Origin of the sequence: Streptomyces sp. NBC_01276 (assembly GCF_041435355.1) — a bacterium.
In the GTDB taxonomy this organism is placed as follows: domain Bacteria; phylum Actinomycetota; class Actinomycetes; order Streptomycetales; family Streptomycetaceae; genus Streptomyces.
In genome coordinates this window covers 7,354,055-7,371,957 of sequence record NZ_CP108442.1, presented here as the reverse complement: position 1 = coordinate 7,371,957, position 17,903 = coordinate 7,354,055, and the positions used below count along the sequence as shown (strand labels likewise).

Here is a 17,903-nt window from a genome sequence, read left to right as displayed (position 1 = left end):
CCGCCCCGGGGTCAGCCCAGCGTCGCGGGCGTGGGCCCGTCGGGACGCACCGTGATGCTGTACGCGGCCCCCTCCGGGACGGAGCGGAAGCGCGGTGCGCGGGCGGGCAGCAGGTGCTCCAGGAGGACGGTCGACTCCAGGAGGGCGAACCGCAGGCCCAGGCAGGCCCGCGGCCCCATGCCGAACGGGAGGTAGCTCCCCGGATGGGCGGGGCGCCGGCCGGGGACGGTGAAGCGCGCCGGGTCGAACCGCCCGGGATCCTCCCACACCCCCGGGTCGCGGTGCGTGAGGTAGGGGCAGACCAGGACGTCGGTGCCGGCCGCGATCCGGTACCCGCAGAGGTCGTCGTCGCGCGCCGCGCTGCGCGGCAGCATCCAGGCGGACGGGTAGAGGCGCAGGGTCTCGTGGACGAGGGCCTGGACCGCCTGCCGCCGCTCGGGCGAGCCTTCGGGGCCCGCGGCCAGGGCCCGTTCCCGCGCCCGCGGGTTCCGGTCCAGCAGGAGGTGGAGCCAGGTCAGGGTGGTGGCGGTGGTCTCGTGACCGGCGACCAGGAGGGTGACCAGCTCGTCACGGACCAGCCGGTCGGTGTACTCGGGGCGCGTTCCCGCCGCGTCGAGCAGCACGTGCAGCAGGCCCGGGCCGTCGGGTCCGGCCGTGCCGTCGCGGGCGGCCTCGATGGCGCGGCTCGCCACGGCGTCGATCCGGGCCAGCTCGGGCGCGACGGCCCCCCGGGCGGCTCCCCCGTCGGCCGGCAGGGTGGGCAGCTCGGCCACCACGTGCGCCACGGCGCCCAGTTCGCGCTCGGTGACCGGGTCGAGGGGATGCCCGGTCAGGGACCGCCAGATGGTGTCCAGGGCGAAGCGGCGCATCTCGTCGCCGACGTCGAAGACCCGGCCGGTACGGGCGTACCCGGCCCAGCGCCCCGCGGCGGTCCGGGCGGCCCCGGTGATCCGCCGTTCGTAGCGGCGCATCCCCGGGCCGGTGAACTGGGACTGCAGCAGCCGCCGTTGCCGTTGCCACGCGTCGCCGGTGGCGGCCAGGACCCCGTCGCCGATCAGCAGCCGGGCCCGGTGCGAGCGCTTGACGTACCGGTCCGGGCGGAGTGCGAGCACGTGCTGGACGGCCTGCGGCCCGGTGACGAGGACCGCCGGCCCGGAAGCGGCGCCGAGGTCCAACGCCGCGATACCGCCGAGCCGTTCGCGCGCCAGGGTGAAGAGGTCGATCGGTTCCCCTCCCCCGGCCCTCCACTCGGCGACGAGGGCGGGGTCGAGCTCGGGAACCCGGCGGCCGGCCGGGGACGGGACGGGGAGGCGGCCGGGGCCTGCGTCGGTGGCCACGGTGGGCTCCTGTTCGGCGGGTGTGCGTCGTCACGTGCCGGGTGCGGACATCACGCACTGTAGGGGAGCGCGGGCTCCCCGCGACAGGCCGCCCCCCGACGGGGCCGGTTCGTGCCCTTCCGGGTCGCCGTCTGGCCGAACTCCGTCGGAATCCGGCTGCCGTTCGCCTGGTGTATCCGCTGCCGTCACGTCAGGCTCCCTGTCCGGTACCCCGGCCGCGCTGTGCTGGGGGCGCTCAACCACCCTCAACCACAGAGGTCGTACCGCCATGGCAGAACTCAACCGCCGCCGTTTCCTGCAGCTCGCGGGCGGCGCCGCCGCCCTGACCATGCTCGACGAGAGCATCGCGCGGGCCGCCGCCATCCCCGCGCAGGGGAGCACCGGCACCATCGCCGATGTCGAGCACATCGTGGTCCTCATGCAGGAGAATCGTTCCTTCGACCATTACTTCGGCGCGCTGCGCGGCGTCCGCGGCTTCGGCGACCCGCGCCCGGTGACCCTGCCCAGCGGCAAGTCCGTCTGGCACCAGTCCGACGGCACGAAGGAGACACTGCCCTTCCGGCCGCCGTCCGACGACCTCGGCATGGAGTTCCTCCAGGGCCTCAACCACGACTGGGCGGGCGGCCAGAGCGCCTTCAACAAGGGCCGGTACGACAACTGGGTCCCCGCCAAGACGGCCACGACCATGGCCCACCTGACGCGCGAGGACATCCCCTTCCACTACGCCCTCGCGGACGCGTTCACCATCTGCGACGCGTACCACTGCTCGTTCATCGGCTCCACCGACCCCAACCGCTACTACCTCTGGTCGGGCCACACCGGCAACGACGGCACGGGCGGCGGCCCGGTCCTCAACAACGCCGAGGCGGGCTACGGCTGGACCACCTACCCCGAGCGCCTGGAGGCGGCCGGGATCTCCTGGAAGGTCTACCAGGACATCGGCGACGGCCTCGACGCGGCCGGCTCCTGGGGCTGGATCAACGACGCCTACCGCGGCAACTACGGCGACAACTCCCTCCTCTACTTCAACAGCTTCCGGGGCGCCAAGCCCGGCGAGCCCCTGTACGAGAAGGCCCGGACCGGCACCGACTCCAAGGCGGGCGAGGGGTACTTCGACCGGCTGCGTGCCGACGTCGCCGCCGGCACACTGCCGAAGGTCTCGTGGATCGCCTCCCCCGAGGCCTTCAGCGAGCACTCCAACTGGCCCTCCAACTACGGCGCCTGGTACATCGCGCAGGTGCTGGACGCCCTCACCTCCAACCCCGACGTGTGGGCCCGTACCGCCCTCTTCATCACCTACGACGAGAACGACGGCTTCTTCGACCACGTCGTCCCCCCGTACGCCCCCGCCGACGCCTCCCAGGGCCTGTCCACCACGCCCACCGCCCTGGACGTCTTCCCCGGCAAGCCCGGGTACGTCGCCGGACCGTACGGCCTCGGCCCGCGCGTCCCGATGCTCGTCGTCTCCCCCTGGAGCACCGGCGGGTACTCCTGCTCCGAGACCTTCGACCACACGTCGGTCATCCGCTTCATGGAGCGGCGCTTCGGGGTGCGGGAGCCCAACATCTCGCCGTGGCGCCGCGCCGTGTGCGGAGACCTCACCTCCGCCTTCGACTTCGCCCGCAAGGACACCGCCTCCGTCCGGCTGCCCGACACCGGGGCCTGGTACCCGCAGGACCGCGACCGCCACCCCGACTTCCGGCCCGCCCCGCCGGCCGAGGGAGCCGTACCGCGCCAGGAGAAGGGCCTGCGCCCCACGCGGGCGCTGAAGTACGCCCCGTACGTGGACGGCGCCGCGCTGACCGGGGAGGGGAAGTTCCGGCTGACCTTCGGCGGCGGCCCGGACCTGGGCGCGCAGTTCCACGTCACCTCCGGCAACCGCACCGATGCCCCCTGGACCTACACCGCCGAGGCCGGCAAGTCGATCGCGGACGTCTGGAACACGCGGTACTCGGCCGGTGTCACCGACCTGACCGTGCACGGCCCCAACGGCTTCCTGCGCGGCTTCCGCAACCCCGGCACCACCCCCGGCCCCGAGGTCACCGCCCGCCACAACGCCACCACCGGGAACCTGGACCTCACCCTCACCAACGCCGGGGCCTCGGCGGCGATCCTGACGGTCACCAACGCCTACGGGGGCGGCCCCAAGCGCCTCACCGTCGCCAAGGGCGCGACGGTCACGTACGCCGTCCCGCTGAGGAACACGCGGCGCTGGTACGACGTGACGGTCACCGCGTCCGGGGCACCGGACTTCCTGCGCCGCTTCGCGGGCAAGGTCGAGACGGGAGCGGCAGGCCTGTCGGACCCCGGGATCCTGACGGACCAGTCCTCCTGACGCCCTCCCCGAGCGGTCGCCCGGCGGGCGGCCGCTCGGGTCCGCCCCGCGCCCGTACCCCTACGCGGACTCCGGCTCCGGCTCCGGCAGCCAGTCGCGCGCCGGGTCGTACTCCAGCCAGCGGCTGCGCCCGGCCTCCTCCGCGAGCCCGGCCAGCAGGGCGGGGAGCCCCGGGTGGGGGTCCGCGGCGCGCCACAGCAGCGACCAGGCGTAGAGCGGGGTGGGCCGTACCAGCGGCACGGACCGGATGCCCGGGGTCCGCGGGAGCGGCACGTCCGCCGGCATCAGCGTGAAGCGCCGCGGGTCGCCCCGGAGCCCGGACAGGAAGTGGTCGGGGCCCAGGTTCGGGCTCTCGGCGTGCTCGGTGACGCCGAAGCGGCGGGCGAAGCGGTGCAGGAAGTCGAGGCGGTCCAGCGCCCCGGGGGTCCACAGCACTCCGCCCCGCAGTTGTTCGGGCCGCAGCTCGGGCTCCGCCGCCAGCGGATGGTCCGCTCCCAGGACCGCGTCGACCGGCTCCAGGCGCACCAGACGGTGCGTCAGTCCCGCCGGCAGCGGCGGGTGGACGCGCCCGAACGCGGCGTCGACGTCCCCGTGCAGCAGCGCGGCGGCCACCGCCGGCAGGTCCCGGCCGTGACCCGGTTCCAGGGCCGCCTCCCCGGCGGCCGCCGCCACCGGGGCGAGCGTCCGCATCGGCGCGTACAGGTGGCCCCACACGTCGACCCTCAGCGGCCGGTGCCCGTCCCGTACGGCGGCCACGGCGCGGTCGGCGGCGGCCAGGGTCCGGCGCGCCGGTTCGAGGAACCGGCGGCCCGCGTCGGTCAGCCGGACGCCCTGGCCGCCGCCCCGGTCGAACAACGGCGTGCCGAGGGCGGACTCCAGGCGGGCGATCCGTTTCGACAGGGCCTGCTGGGAGACGGAGAGCGTCTCGGCGGCCCGGCCGAAGTGCAGTTCCCGTGCGGTACCCACGAAGGCGCGCACCTGCGCGAGATCAAGATCCACGCCCTCACCTTAGGCGACAACCCCTGGTTGTCGTCCCCTCCCGCGGGTTGTTGGACCGCTCCGCGGGCCCGCCGGTTCCATGACGGGCATGAGGAGACTGATTCCCACGGGAGATCCGGCACGGCCGGTGGAGTTCGTCGAGGACATCCAGCCGGTACCGGCCGACGGCGAGGTGCTGGTCCGTGTCGAGGCGTTCGCGCCGAACCGCGGCGAGACGTTTCTGCTGGAGCGGCCGAAGCCCGGTCTGCTCCCCGGCAAGGACGTCGCGGGGCTGGTGGTGCAGGCGGCGGCCGACGGTTCCGGCCCGCCGATCGGGACCCGGGTGGTGGGCCATCCGCCGCTGGGCGGCTGGGCGGAGTACGTGGCCGTGCCCACGCATTCGCTGGCCGTCCTGCCCGACGGCATCGACGCGGTCCGGGCCGCGGCGCTGCCGCTGGCCGGGATCACGGCCCTGCGGCTGCTGCGCACGGCGGGGAGCCTGGCGGGCCGCCGCGTCCTGCTGACCGGCGCTTCGGGTGGCGTGGGGCACTACGTCACCGAGCTGGCGGCCGCGGCGGGCGCCGAGGTCACCGTGGTGACGGCGACCGCGGCGCGCGGGGAGCGGCTGCGGCGGCTGGGCGCGGCGGCGGTCGTGCACGAGGTGGCCGCGGCGCGGGGGCCGTTCGACGTGGTGCTGGAGTCCACCGGCGGCCCCGCCCTCGCGGTGGCGCTGTCCCGGCTCGCGCCGGGCGGACTGCTGGTGTGGTTCGGGCAGGCCTCCAGGACCCCGGCGACCCTGGACTTCTTCGACTTCTTCGCCGGTCCGGAGGGCGCCTCGATCCGGCACTTCCACTACGCCGGGGCCCCGTACGCCGACGATCTGGACACCCTCGTACGCCTGGTGGGGGCCGGGCGGCTGCACCCGGAGATCGACCGGGTCGCGGACTGGGAGCGGACCGCCGGGACGCTGGTGGACCTGCGGGAGCGGCGGATCCGCGGCAAGGCCGTGCTGACGACGGGCCTGACGACGGGGGCGGCCCGATGAGCCGGGCACCGGCCGCTGCGGCGGCCGCGGACACCGCATCCCCCGAGGACGCCCTCGGCGCCACCACCGCCACCACCGCCGCCGCTGTCGCCGAGGAGCGGTTCAGCCGGGCCACGGGGGCCGGGCTCGACCCGCACGAGTACCGGTGGGTGACGGGTGGCCCGGCTCTGGCCGACGGCTGGACCGAGGCGTTCGCGGCCGCGGGCCGGCGCCACCTCGCCCGCGCTGAGCGGGCGGCCTCGACCGTCTCCGAGGGCGGGCACCTCCAGGTCGCGGCCCGCTGGTTCCACTTCGCGACGCTGGGCCCGGACCCGCGGGGGCGGGCCCGGGCGCGGGCCGCCGCGGAGGCCGACGCGGCCATGGGACGGGCGCTGGCCCTGCTGGAGCCGGGGGCGCGGCGGATCGAGGGGGACTCCTTCGCCGGCTGGCTGCGCGGGGCGGCGGACGCGGCGGCCACCGTGGTGGTGGTTCCGGGCCTGGACTCCGGGAAGGAGGAGTTCCACGCGGTCACCGGGGCGCTGCTGGACCGGGGACTGGCGGTGTTCGCCATGGACGGGCCGGGCCAGGGCGTGCTCGCCCCGTCCAGCACCCTCCGGCCGGACTACGAGCAGGTGGTGGCCGGGGTCGTCGACGCGCTCGGCGTCGACCGCGTCGGGCTCATCGGCCTCAGCCTGGGCGGCTGGTACGCGGCGCGCAGCGCGGCCCTCGAACCCCGCGTGGCCGCGGCGGCCACGGTGAGCGGGCCACTGCGGCTCGACTGGGACGGTCTGCCGCCCGTCCTGCGGGAGCTGCTCGCCGGGCGCGCCGGCGGGGTGGGGCGGGCGCGCGCCTTCACCGGCCGGGTCGACCTGTCGGGGGTGGCGCCGGACATCGCCTGCCCGCTGCTGGTGGTGGACGGCGGGCAGGACGTCATCCCGGGTGTGGTGAACGGGGCGGGGCTGGCCGCGGGCGCCCCGCGCGGGGAGTACCTCCTGGTCCCGCATGGCGACCACCTGCTGGGAAACGCCCACCCGCACTGGCTGGCCCGCACCGCGGACTGGCTGGCCGAAGCCCTGACGGCCCCCGGCCGGACCTGACCGCCCCCCTCCGGCCCCGGACCCCGGCCCCGGACCCCTGCCCCGGGCCCGCCCCGGCACGCTCCGCTCCCGCCCCGGCACCCCCGGTGCCCGGCACGGGTCGCAGGGCCGGGAGCGGGGACGCAGCATGGAAGGAGGTCCGTCCGGGTGAGGAGGCCTGCATGACCGATGGGCAGCCCGCTCCCCGCGCCCCGCGCGCCGGGGCACGGCGCGGGGCGGTGAGGTCCGCGGCGGCCGGGTCCGTGGCCGCGGGCGCCCTGCTCGACGTCCTGGGCGTGGCCGCCGTCCTCCTGGACGCCGAGGGCCGGATCACCCTGTGGAGCCCGCAGGCCGCCACCCTGTTCGGATACACGGCCGAGGAGGCCCTCGGCCGGTACGCGGCGGCGCTGCTGATCGCGGACGAGGACCGCGAGGAGGTGCTGGGGCTGTTCGCCCGGGTCATGGCGGGCGGGGACTCCGGCTCCTGGACGGGGGTGTTCCCCGTACGCCACCGGGACGGCCGTACCGTGCTGGTGGAGTTCCGCAACATGCGGCTGCAGGCCGACAACGGCCGGTTCTTCGCCCTGGGCCTCGCCTCCGAGCAGGCCACCCTGCACCGGGTCGAGCGGGACCTGGCCCTCTCCCTGCGCCTGGTCGACCAGTCCCCCATCGGGCTGGCCGTCCTCGACACCGATCTGCGCTACGTGCTGGTCAACCCGGCGCTGGAACGCATCAACGGCGTCTCCGCCGACCGGCACCTGGGCCAGCGGATCGCCGAGATCCTGCCCTTCCTCGACGGCTCGGCCATCGAGGCGCGGATGCGCGAGGTCATGGCGACCGGCGTGCCTGTGCTGGACGAGTTCACCACCGGCCGGATCGCCGCGGACGACGAGGGCGAGCGCGCCTGGCTGGTGTCGCTCTACCGGCTGGACGACCAGGCCCACCGGGTGATCGGCGTCGCCGTGTCGGTGATGGACGTGACGGAACAGCACCGTACGGCCGTGTCCGCCGCCCACGCCCGGCGGCGCCTGTCCCTGATCGCGGACGCCTCCGTCCGCATCGGGACCACCCTCGACCTGGACATCACCGCCCGGGAACTCGCCGACGTCGCCGTCCCGGAGGTCGCGGACATCGCCGCCGTCGACGTCCTCGACACGGTCCTGACGGGTCTGCGGCCGGGCGGGGATCCGGGCGATCTGGGCGTACGGTTCCGGGCGCTGGCGGTGAAGTCCGCCTACCGCACCCCCGCCGAGGCGGCCGCCGACCCCGTCGGGGACGTCGCCCTGTACGGCCCCGCCCGGCTGGTCTCCCGCTGCGCCCGCACCGGCCGGCCCGTCCTCGTCCCGCACGTGCTGCCCGAGGACCTGCCCCGGATCGCCCGCGACGAGGACGCGGCTCGGCTGCTCGGCGAGGCGGGCCTGCACTCGTACCTGGCGGTGCCGCTCATCGCCCGGGGACAGGTCCTGGGCGCGCTGGACCTCAAGCGGGCGCGCAACCCGGCGCCGTTCGGGCCGGACGACGTGCTGCTCGCCTCGGAACTCGCGGCCCACGCGGCGGTGTCCATCGACAACGCGCGCTGGTTCCAGCGCCAGCGGCACGCCGCCCTCACCCTCCAGCAGCACCTGCTCCCCCAGTCACCGCCGGCGTCCCCCGGCCTGGACATCGCCTACCGGTACCAGCCCGCGGGGGCCGCCGACGAGACCGGCGGCGACTGGTTCGACGTCATTCCCCTCACCGGGGAGCGCACCGCGCTCGTCGTCGGGGACGTGATGGGCAGCGGCATCAACGCCGCCGCCACCATGGGACAGCTGCGGGCCACCGCCCGCGCCCTGGGGCGCCTGGGTCTGGACCCGGCGACGGTCCTGACCCACCTGGACGCGGCGACCGCCGACCTGGGCGAGGCGATGGCCACCTGCGTCTACGCCGTCTACGACCCGCACACCCGGCTGTGCCTGTTCTCCACCGCCGGTCACCTGCCCCCGGTCCACCTGCGCGGCGGTCGCCACCCGCAGCTCCTGCGCCTGAAGTCGGCGGTCCCGCTGGGCGTCGGCGGCATCCCGTTCTTCACGACCGCGCTGACCCTGGCCCCCGGGGACGAGCTGGTGCTGTACACCGACGGGCTGGTGGAGACCCGCGACCAGGACATCGACACCCGGCTGCTGACCCTCACCGACCTCCTGGCCGGCCCGCACCGCCCCATCGAGGAGACCTGCGACCTGCTCCTGTCCGCCCTGCGCCGCCCCGACACCCACGACGACGTCGCCCTCCTGATCGCCCGCGCCCTCCCCTGACGGGACCCCGGGTCAGGGGTGCGGGTCAGGGGTGCGGGGAGCGGGAGCGGATCCGGGCCGCGAGGACGGCGACGTCGTCCTCGGCGTGGAGGGCGTCGAGGAGCCGGCCGGTGCCGTCGGCGGCGAACACCGCGGGCGGCAGGTGGCCGGCGCTGGCGTACACCGCGGTCCCGCGGGCGGGGTCGACCCGGACCAGGAGGCAGGTCGCGGGGCGCCGCCCGGCGTCCTCGGAGACCACGGCGTCGAGCTGGCGCAGGACCCGGTGGGGGGCCAGGTCGGTGGAGGCGACCTCGCGCAGGGTGGAGCGGTAGGCGTTCATGTCGACGGCGGCGTCCAGGCCGTGGCCCATGACGTCTCCGACGACCAGCAGGGTCCGCCCGTAGTGCAGGCGCACCGTCTCGAACCAGTCGCCGCCGACGAGCGCGCTCGGCCCGACGGGCAGGTAGCGGCCCGCGATCAGGAGGTTGGGGTGCGGCCGGCCGGGGTCCGAGACCAGGGCCCGCTGGAGGTCGAGCGCCACGCTCTCGGTGGCGGCGAGCCGCCGGGCGTGGCGGACGTGCACGGCGGCGACCCGCGCCGCGAAGTGCAGGGCGGCGGCCTCCCGGTCGGTGAAGGCCGCGCCGGTGCGCACCACGAGGAGGATCCCGTACGAGGTCCCTTGGCGGGCGAGCTCGACGGACAGGCCGTGCACCGGGGGGCCGCCCGGCCGCAGCGTCCAGCTGCGCAGCGGGTGCCCGGCGTCGACCGCCCGGACGGCGGCGCCCGCTCCGGGGCCCGGGGGCCGCAGCAGGCCGGCGGCGCCCGCCTCGGCCACCCGCTCGACGCGCCCGGCCTCACCGGTCAGGTCGACGGCCACCGCGTCGCAGAGGGCGCGGAAGAGGAAGGCGGCGAGTTCCCGGCAGGTGGTGTGCTCGTCGTCGGTCGTGCCGATCGCGTCGAGGGTCTCGTCCGGCGTCGGGACCCACGCGCGGCTGTCGCGATCCGACACGGTGCCTCCGCCCGCCGGGCGGCCCCGTGCGGGCCGCCGGTGGTTCCATTGCACCAGCCCCCGCGCGCCGGGCGGGGCAGCGCGCCGGACGGCCTTCACCTGCGCGGGGTCAGCCGCTCCCACAGGAAGGTGTGCACGAGGGCCTCGTTGAAGGCGGTCTGCCGGTGGTCGGTGGCGCCGCCGTGGCCGCCGCCGAGGTGCTCGTGGAAGAGGACCGGGTGGCCGAGTTCGCGCAGCCGGGCGGCGGCCTTGCGGGCGTGGCCGGGGTGGACCCGGTCGTCGCGGGTGGAGGTCAGCAGGAGCAGCGGCGGGTACGCGGGCCCGTCCGCGCGCATCCGGTGGTACGGGGAGATGTGCTCCAGGTGGGGCCGGTCGGCCGGGTCGTCGGGGTCGCCGTACTCGGCGGTCCAGCTGGCTCCGGCGAGGAGCTTGTGGAAGCGGAGCATGTCCAGCAGGGGCACGTGGGCGACGACCGCGCCGAACAGTTCGGGGTCGCGGGTGAGCATGGCGCCCATCAGCAGGCCGCCGTTGCTGCCGCCCTCGATGCCCAGCTGGGCGGGGGTGGTGACGCCGCGGGCGGTGAGGTCGCGGGCGACGGCGGCGAAGTCCTCGAAGGCGCGGACGCGGTTGGCGCCGAGGGCGGCCTGGTGCCAGGCGGGCCCGTACTCGCGGCCGCCGCGGATGCCGGCCACCACGTAGGTCCCGCCGCGCGCGAGCCAGGCGCGGCCCGTGACGGCGCTGTACTGCGGGACCATGGAGATCTCGAAGCCGCCGTACCCGTAGAGCAGGGCGGGGCCCGGGCCGGGGCGGTCCTCGGGGCCGATGACGAAGTAGGGCACCCGGGTGCCGTCGGCCGAGGTGGCGAAGTACTGGCTCACGGCCAGGCCGGCGGTGTCGAAGAGCGCGGGTCCCCGCTTGACGGCCTCTCCCCGGTCGGCCGCTCCGGCGGTGCCCCGGTGGAGGGTGGAGGGCTGGAGGAAGCCGGTGACGTTCAGGAAGTACTCGTCGCTCTCGTCCGGGTCCGTGCACACGACGGACGCCGTGGACAGCGGCGGTACGCCGGCCAGCGGGGCGCGGGTCCAGCCGTCGGGGCCGGGGGTGAGGAGCTCCAGGCGGGAGGAGACGTCGGCGCGGGTGGTGAGGAGGAGGTGGTTGCGGGTCCAGCTGTGGCCGCCGAGCGCGGTGTGCGCGTCGGGGGTGAACAGCACGTCGGGTTCGCGCCCGCCGGCCCGGAAGGCGTCGAGGTCGAAGGCGAGGAGGCTGCCGGGGGCGTGGCCGAGCCAGGGCGAGCGGGGGGTCACCAGCAGCCACTGGCGGTGGACGGAGGCGACGGCGTCGTCCGGCACGTCGATCTTCTCGGGCGGACCGTCGGGGTCCGCCGGGAGGAGGAACAGCTCCTGGTTCCAGAAGTCGATCTGGCGGGAGACGAAGTCCCGTTCGAAGCCGGGTGTGTGGTCGCGCCAGCCGGAGGCGGAGAGGTCCGAGGGGCGGCCCTCGTAGACGGTCCCGGCGGACTCGACGGGCGTGCCGCGGCGCCAGCGGCGGACCTGGAGGGGGTAGCCGGAGGGGGACATGGATCCGGGGCCGAGGTCGGTACCGATCCACACGTGGTCGTGGTCGATCCAGCCGATCCGGGTCTTGGCCTCCTCGACGGCGAAGCCGCCGTCCACGAAGCGGAGGGTCTCCAGGTCGAACTCGCGCACCACGCAGGCGTCGGCGCCGTCCCGGGAGAGCATGACGAGGGCGTGGCGGTGTCCGGGGGCCAGGACCGCGCTGCCGGCCCAGGCCCACTTCTCGCCCTCGGCCTCGGCGAGGGCGTCCAGGTCCAGGACGGTCTCCCAGGCCGGGTCGTCGGTGCGGTACTCCTCCAGGGTGGTGCGCCGCCAGACGCCGCGCAGGCGGTCCGCGTCCTGCCAGAAGTTGTAGAGGTGGGGGCCGCGCCGGACGACGTACGGGATGCGCCCGTCGTCGTCGAGGACCTCGCGCACCTCGCGCTCCAGCACCTTGAAGTCGGTGCCGGTGGTCAGCGCGTCGACGGTCTCGGCGTTGCGCTCGCGGACCCAGGCGAGGGCGGCCTCGCCGGACACGTCCTCCAGCCAGAGGTACGGGTCGTGATCGTGGGGACCGGAGGGCTCGTGGGGCACGCCGGGGGCTTCGTCGCTCATCCGTCGATTGTGCCCGACCCACCGCGCCCCGGAGCCGATCGCGGGCCGGGCGCGGCCCGGTCACGACCAGTGGAATACGCGTGGACGGAGAGTGCCGAACTGCGGTCCAAGAAGTGCTGAACGGTACCAATCGGACGCCGAAAATTAATCCCTCGTCCAACTCTTGATCATGCTACGATCGATTGCCCAGTCCATGACGGACCATCTGACGAGAATGCCATTAAAAGCGGGGGCTCATGGCACATCATCAGCATTTACGCGATTCCGAACGACCTCGGCACGTCGGGGCGGTGATACTGGCCGCCGGACACGGAGAACGCATCGGCGCCGGACCGAAGGCCTTGTTGAAAGTCGGCGGGAAACCACTCCTCTTACACGTACTGGAATCCATCGGATCCAACTCGGCCGTACAATCCGTGGTGGTGACCGCTCCGAATTCCCTGACGTCGGATTTCCAGGCTCTGATCGACTCGGCGGAGCAGCGGGTTCCCGTCCGCGTCACCCCTGGAGGATCGACGCGGCAGCAGAGTGCGCGACTGGGGGTCGAGGCACTGCCGCCGGAGGCGGACTGGGTGGCGGTCACCGACGTGGCGCGCCCCTTCACTCCGCGCGGGACGATCGACGCGTTGCTCCACGAGCTGCCGCTCTCGCCCGGCGCGGGACGGTCCGGACGTCCGGCCTGCGGAATCATCCCCTCTCTGCCCCTGGTCGACAGCCTGCACCTCGTCGATGAGGGCCCCTTCCTGGGGACACCGTTCGACAGGGGACTGCTGCGGGCGGCCCAGACCCCCCAGATCTTCGACCGGAGCTGCGCGACCGACGCCTACGCGGCCGCGGCCCGCGACGGCCTGGAGTTCACGGACGACGCCGGCATGATCCGGCACTTCGGCGGTTCGGTGGCCGCCGGGCGCGGCGACGCCGCCAACTTCAAGATCACTTACGAGCGCGACCTGGCGCTTGCGGAAGCGTTCCACGCCCACCTCTCCACGGCGGCCGCGGCCGGGGCGCCGGCGCATGGATGACCTGCACGGCAAGGTGGCCGTGGTCACCGGTGCCAGCTCGGGCATCGGCGCCGCGACGGCACGGAGGCTGCACGCACTGGGCGCCCGCGTGGTACTGGGAGCCCGCAGGGGAGACCGCCTCAAGGAGCTGGCCGACGAGCTGGGCGACGAGCGCGTCGCCTGGGCGGAGGTGGACATCCGCTCGCCCGGGCAGGTGGAGGACCTCTTCTCCTGCGCGGTCGACGCCTTCGACGGGATCGACTGCCTGGTGGCCAACGCGGGCGTGGGGTTCTACGGCGGCATCCTCGACCTCTCGGACACGCAGATCGAAGAGCTCGTGGACACCAACCTCACGGGAACGATCCGGTCGGTGCGCCAGGCCGTCCCGCTCTTGAGCGCCCGGGGCGGCGACATCGTCCTGGTGAGCTCCGTGGCCGGCCTCCGCGGACGACCGGACGAAGCCGTGTACGCGGCCACCAAGCACGCCGTGGTCGGGCTCGCGGGATCCCTCGACCGTGAACTGCGGCAGAAGAGGATTCGCGTCACCGCCTTGTGCCCGGGAGCGACCGACACGGAATTCGCCATGGGCAACGGACGGTCACCCGGAATGCCCGAGCTCACATCGATGATGCGGGCCGAGGACGTGGCCGACGCCATCGCGTATTCCCTCATGCAGCCCGAATCCATGCGGACCCTGCTGTGGAGCATGCGCAGCATGGCATCCGAGAACTGAAGCAAAAGGACTCGAAAGCCCGTGACATGTCATACGTGAAGTCCATTGCCGTGCGCGCACCGGCCAAGGTCAACCTGCAATTGGGGGTGGGCGGTCGCCGTGATGACGGCTATCACGAACTCGCCAGCATTTTCCTCACCGTCTCCCTGTTCGACCGAATAACGCTGACTCCCGCGGAGGAGCTCCGCGTCACCGTGGCCGGAGCCGGAGCCGGCGACGTGCCGGCCGACGGGTCCAACATCGCCGCGCGGGCCGTCGGACTCCTCGCCGAGAGGAACGGTCTGCACCCGGGCGTCCACGTCCACATCGACAAGCGCATCCCCGTGCAGGGCGGCATGGCGGGAGGCAGCGCGGACGCGGCCGGCGCGCTGGTGGGCTGCAACGCCCTGTGGAACCTGGGCGTCAGCCGCACCGAGCTCGTGTCGCTGGCGGCGGAACTCGGCAGCGACGTGCCCTTCAGCGTCCTGGGAGGAGCGGCCTTCGGGTCGGGCCGCGGTGAACGGCTCACCGTGCTTCCGGTCGGCGCCACGACGCACTGGGTCTTCGCCACCGCCGGTTTCGGCCTGTCCACACCGGCGGTCTTCGCGGAACAGGAACGCCGCCGAAGAGACGCGGGAATGCCGTGGACCGCCGACGGCATCCCCTCGCCGCGGGTGTCGCAGAGGCTCGTCGACGCCCTGGCCCGCGGCGACACCGCCATGTTGGCCGACGCGCTGAGCAACGACCTCCAACCGGTGGCCACTTCGATGCGGCCGGAGCTGGCCGCGACCCTCAGGACCGGCACAGACGCCGGCGCCCTGGCGGGCGTCCTCTGCGGCTCCGGGGCCACGATCGGTTTCCTCGTGGCCGATCGCGACGCCGCGCGGACCGTCGCGGAGAAACTCATGGCTTCGGGAACCTGCGCCGCGGCCCACGTCGCGGACGGGCCCGTACCCGGACCGGAACCGGAACCGGAACCGGAAGAGACCATCACGACGGGAGAGAACGCATGACGACCCAGGCCCACTCGCACGAGGAACTGCTGACGATCCTCCGCCGGATCTGGGAGGACGTCCTGGAGACCACGGTCGACGATCCCGACGAGAACTTCATCGACCTGGGCGGGGACTCCCTGTTGGCACTCGTCGTGGCCAACCGCGCCCAGGAGGCGGGCCTCGCGATGCCACCCACCGGAGTGCTTCGCCGGCCGACGCTGCGCGGGCTCGCCGAAGCGGTGATGGATCCGCGCCAGTTCGAGCAGTGGTAGCGGGTCGCCGCACCTCACGTCGCCGTCTTTGAGGCGCTCGGTCTGCGGGAGCCTCGTGATGTGCGGCCGACCCCACGAGAACCAACGAAAGGCTGTGTCCCATTGTCCCCGCGGCACCCTGTCTCCTGGAACCAGCGACACCGGCTCGGTCAGATCCGGAGCGAGGCGGACGCCGGTGTCTACCGTCCGCACCACCCCTCGGTGACGCTCCGGATCCGTGGTCCCCTGCAGACGGCCGCGCTGGAGCGAGCGTGGTTCCGTCTGCAGGAACGCCATCCGGTCATTCGTTGCGGCTTCGACCTCGCGGACTTCACCTGGCGGCTCGACACGCCGGCCACGGCGAGCGGCGTCGTCCTGGCCGTCTCGGCGCCGGACGAATCCGCGAGCTCCGCGGCGGCACTGATGGAGCGTCTCGTCGACGCCCCGTTCGACTTCGCCCAGGGCCCCTTGGCCCGGCTGGTCCTTCTTCGACGCCCCGAGGAAGCCCTGTTCGCGCTGGTCCTCGACCATCTGGTCGCGGATTTCTGGTCGCTCGACCTCCTCATGAACGACCTGACCGCTCTCTACTCGGACGAGCTCGGCCTGGCCCCGCAACCCTTGCCTCCGGTCACCCTCCCCTACCCCGAACAGGTACGGCAGCAGAACGCCCACCTGGACTCGGCCGCCGGGATCCGGGCGCTGGACGCCCTGTCCGCCGCTCTCGAAGCGGTCGGTCCGGTTCCCGAGACCCGCTTCGAGGGCTTCTCGGGACGGACCCACGCCGGCTACGACCGCACGGGGCTCGTCCGCGCCGCCTTCGGCACCGGCCTCACGCGGGCCGTCTTCGCCTGCGCACGAGGTCACCGCATGACTCCGTGGGCCCTCGTGCACGCGGCCGTCCACCACGCACTGTACGAATTGAGCGATCAACCGTCCGTCGGCACCACGCTGATGACGGCCAACCGGGAGTCGACAGCGGTCCACCAGACCGTCGGCTTCCTCGCGAGCAAGGTGGTCATCGCGACGCAGCGCGACGACCGGGCCGGCACCGCCGCGTTCCTGCGCGGATTCCAGCACGCGATGATGAACGCCCTCGACTCCATGGCGATACCGTGGCCGCGGCTCATCGCGCACATGGAGCCCTCCGCCCTCGGCCGCCACGCCCGGGTCCCCTACATCTCGTTCAACCCCCAGAACTCCACCATGCGGCGGTGGCTCGGCGGCTGGCGGTTCCCCGGGTGCGAGAGCGATCCCCTGGACCTCGGCGGCAGCACACCGGACGCGGCCGTGGTGATCTCCCTCACCGAGGTGGAGGGGGACGTCTCGGTCTCGCTCTACCACAAGACGGACTGGTACCCCGCGGAGGCCGTGGAGAGGCTCTGGCAGGTCACCGAACGCACCCTCTGGGACTGGGCACGTGAAGCCGGAACCGGCGATGAGGCCCCGTGAGGATCATCTCCGGGCTGCCACGCCTGGACGGCCCCGCCCGGCCCCTGTTCGTGGGGACGTTCGCCTACGCGCTCGGCCGTGGCATGTACAGCACCGGCAGCATCGTCTTCTTCACCCTCTCCTTCGGGCTCTCCGTACAGCAGATCGCACTGGCGCTGTCCGCGGCCGGCATCGCCGCGTTCTGCGCGGCGGTACCGGCCGGGTACCTGGCCGACCGCTGGGGCCCCCGTCCCATGACCATCGCGGTGACCATCGTCCAGGCGTCGCTGCTCGCCCCGATGCTCTTCTGCGGATCGTCCGTCGTCGTGGTGCCGTTGGTGATCGTCCTCGGCGCCGCGGACCGCGTGAACTCCATCGCGCGACGCACGCTGGTCTCCCACGTGATGGGAGAGGCGACGCGGGTGCGTACCCAGGCGTACCTGCGGAGCGTGGCCAACACGGGCATGTCCATCGGGGCACTCGCGGTGACTCCCCTGCTCGCCGTCGGTACCCGGACGGCGTTCCTGGTCCTCATCGCCATCACGATGGCGGCCTACGTGCTGGTCGCCGTCACCACCGTGCGGCTCCCGGCGGACTCCGAGCTCACCGCGCCGCCCACCGGGACCGGTCCCGCCACCCCGGACCCACCGGCGCGGGCAACGGGGCCGGCCCGGCGACGTCTTGCCTCCTTCACCGCCCTCGGCCTGCTGAACGGCCTGTTCGCACTGCACATCAGCATCCTCGAAGTGGGACTGCCGCTCTGGATCACCCAGCACACGGACGCCCCCGCATGGACCGTCGCCACCCTGGCGTTCGTGAACACGGTCCTCGCGATCCTGCTCCAGGTACCAGCGAGCCGCGGCTCCTCGACCGTGCGCGGCGCCGCGAGGGCCCTCGCCGTCTCCGCCGTCTTCACGGCCCTCGCGTGCGTCCTGTTCGCGACGACCGCCAAGGGCACCGGAACGTTCCTGATCGCCACCCTCTTCCTCGCCACCGTGGTCCTGACCGTCGGCGAGCTGCTCCAGTCCGCCGGGGAGTGGGGGCTGTCGTTCGGTCTCGCCCCCGCGAACGCCCAAGGCAAGTACATCGGTGCCTTCACCGTCGGGACGACCGTCCAGGACATCGTCGGCCCCGCCGTCGTGGGCGGCGTGGCCATCGCCTACGTCCCGGGCGGCTGGCTCGCGCTGGCCGCGGTGTTCGTCGTCGGCGCGGCACTGATCGCCCCCATGACGCGCTGGGTGTCCGGCCTCCACGGTGACGGACACGGCCCCGAGGACGAGAAGGACACGTCCCCCACCTCAGCACCGAGTGCCAGGAGTTGA

Annotated in this window: 14 protein-coding genes; 10 read left to right on the top strand and 4 right to left on the bottom strand. The window is 74.0% G+C overall.

Annotated features, from left to right (window positions below; all coding sequences use genetic code 11):
- Positions 1-11: 11 nt before the first annotated feature.
- Complete coding sequence (locus tag OG295_RS33145) at positions 12-1,337, bottom strand: cytochrome P450 (protein ID WP_371680314.1); 1,326 nt, start codon at positions 1,335-1,337, stop codon at positions 12-14.
- Between the two features lie 268 nt (positions 1,338-1,605).
- Here OG295_RS33145 and OG295_RS33140 point away from each other — a divergent pair, with 268 nt between their 5' ends.
- Positions 1,606-3,672: a phosphocholine-specific phospholipase C gene (locus OG295_RS33140; protein ID WP_371680313.1), complete on the top strand. Its 2,067-nt coding sequence runs from the start codon at positions 1,606-1,608 to the stop codon at positions 3,670-3,672.
- A 60-nt stretch (positions 3,673-3,732) separates the two neighbouring features.
- Here OG295_RS33140 and OG295_RS33135 read toward each other — a convergent pair whose 3' ends face one another.
- Positions 3,733-4,671 carry a LysR family transcriptional regulator gene (locus tag OG295_RS33135; protein WP_371680312.1) on the bottom strand — a complete coding sequence of 313 codons (939 nt, stop codon included), beginning with the start codon at positions 4,669-4,671 and terminating at the stop codon, positions 3,733-3,735.
- Between the two features lie 88 nt (positions 4,672-4,759).
- Between OG295_RS33135 and OG295_RS33130 the strand changes: the two genes are divergently transcribed.
- The 3 genes from OG295_RS33130 to OG295_RS33120 all read left to right on the top strand — a co-directional run bounded on the left by OG295_RS33130 (position 4,760) and on the right by OG295_RS33120 (position 9,041).
- Entirely contained in the window at positions 4,760-5,695 is a 936-nt protein-coding gene (locus tag OG295_RS33130; protein ID WP_371680311.1) for a zinc-binding dehydrogenase, read from the top strand.
- Positions 5,692-6,771 (top strand): alpha/beta hydrolase family protein, encoded by a 1,080-nt coding sequence (locus OG295_RS33125; RefSeq protein WP_371680310.1) that lies wholly within the window; start codon positions 5,692-5,694, stop codon positions 6,769-6,771. The genes OG295_RS33130 and OG295_RS33125 overlap by 4 nt, the downstream gene beginning before the upstream one ends.
- Positions 6,772-6,932: 161 nt before the next feature.
- Positions 6,933-9,041, top strand: coding sequence for a SpoIIE family protein phosphatase (locus tag OG295_RS33120; protein WP_371680309.1), 2,109 nt, complete (start codon positions 6,933-6,935; stop codon positions 9,039-9,041).
- Between the two features lie 25 nt (positions 9,042-9,066).
- Here the strand turns inward: OG295_RS33120 and OG295_RS33115 are convergent, their stop codons facing one another.
- Together OG295_RS33115 and OG295_RS33110 are read right to left on the bottom strand one after the other, a co-directional pair.
- Positions 9,067-10,029: a PP2C family protein-serine/threonine phosphatase gene (locus tag OG295_RS33115; RefSeq protein WP_371680308.1), complete on the bottom strand. Its 963-nt coding sequence runs from the start codon at positions 10,027-10,029 to the stop codon at positions 9,067-9,069.
- Positions 10,030-10,124: 95 nt separating this feature from the next.
- A complete protein-coding gene (locus tag OG295_RS33110) occupies positions 10,125-12,194 on the bottom strand; it encodes a prolyl oligopeptidase family protein (RefSeq protein WP_371680307.1) in 2,070 nt (689 codons plus the stop codon).
- Positions 12,195-12,430: 236 nt separating this feature from the next.
- On the opposite strand from OG295_RS33110, the gene OG295_RS33105 reads away from it, so the two are divergent.
- The 6 genes from OG295_RS33105 to OG295_RS33080 all read left to right on the top strand — a co-directional run bounded on the left by OG295_RS33105 (position 12,431) and on the right by OG295_RS33080 (position 17,903).
- Positions 12,431-13,216 carry a 2-C-methyl-D-erythritol 4-phosphate cytidylyltransferase gene (locus tag OG295_RS33105; RefSeq protein WP_371680306.1) on the top strand — a complete coding sequence of 262 codons (786 nt, stop codon included), beginning with the start codon at positions 12,431-12,433 and terminating at the stop codon, positions 13,214-13,216.
- The gene (locus OG295_RS33100) at positions 13,209-13,928 is read left to right on the top strand and encodes an SDR family oxidoreductase (protein ID WP_371680305.1); all 720 of its coding nucleotides are present in this window, start codon (positions 13,209-13,211) and stop codon (positions 13,926-13,928) included. Before OG295_RS33105 ends, OG295_RS33100 begins: the two co-directional genes overlap by 8 nt.
- 26 nt (positions 13,929-13,954) lie before the next feature.
- Positions 13,955-14,920, top strand: a complete 966-nt coding sequence (locus OG295_RS33095; RefSeq protein ID WP_371680304.1) for a 4-(cytidine 5'-diphospho)-2-C-methyl-D-erythritol kinase — start codon at positions 13,955-13,957, stop codon at positions 14,918-14,920.
- Positions 14,917-15,174, top strand: coding sequence for an acyl carrier protein (locus tag OG295_RS33090; protein ID WP_371680302.1), 258 nt, complete (start codon positions 14,917-14,919; stop codon positions 15,172-15,174). The genes OG295_RS33095 and OG295_RS33090 overlap by 4 nt, the downstream gene beginning before the upstream one ends.
- A 201-nt stretch (positions 15,175-15,375) precedes the next feature.
- Entirely contained in the window at positions 15,376-16,602 is a 1,227-nt protein-coding gene (locus OG295_RS33085; protein ID WP_371680301.1) for a condensation domain-containing protein, read from the top strand.
- The gene (locus tag OG295_RS33080; RefSeq protein ID WP_371680300.1) at positions 16,599-17,903 is read left to right on the top strand and encodes an MFS transporter; all 1,305 of its coding nucleotides are present in this window, start codon (positions 16,599-16,601) and stop codon (positions 17,901-17,903) included. The genes OG295_RS33085 and OG295_RS33080 overlap by 4 nt, the downstream gene beginning before the upstream one ends.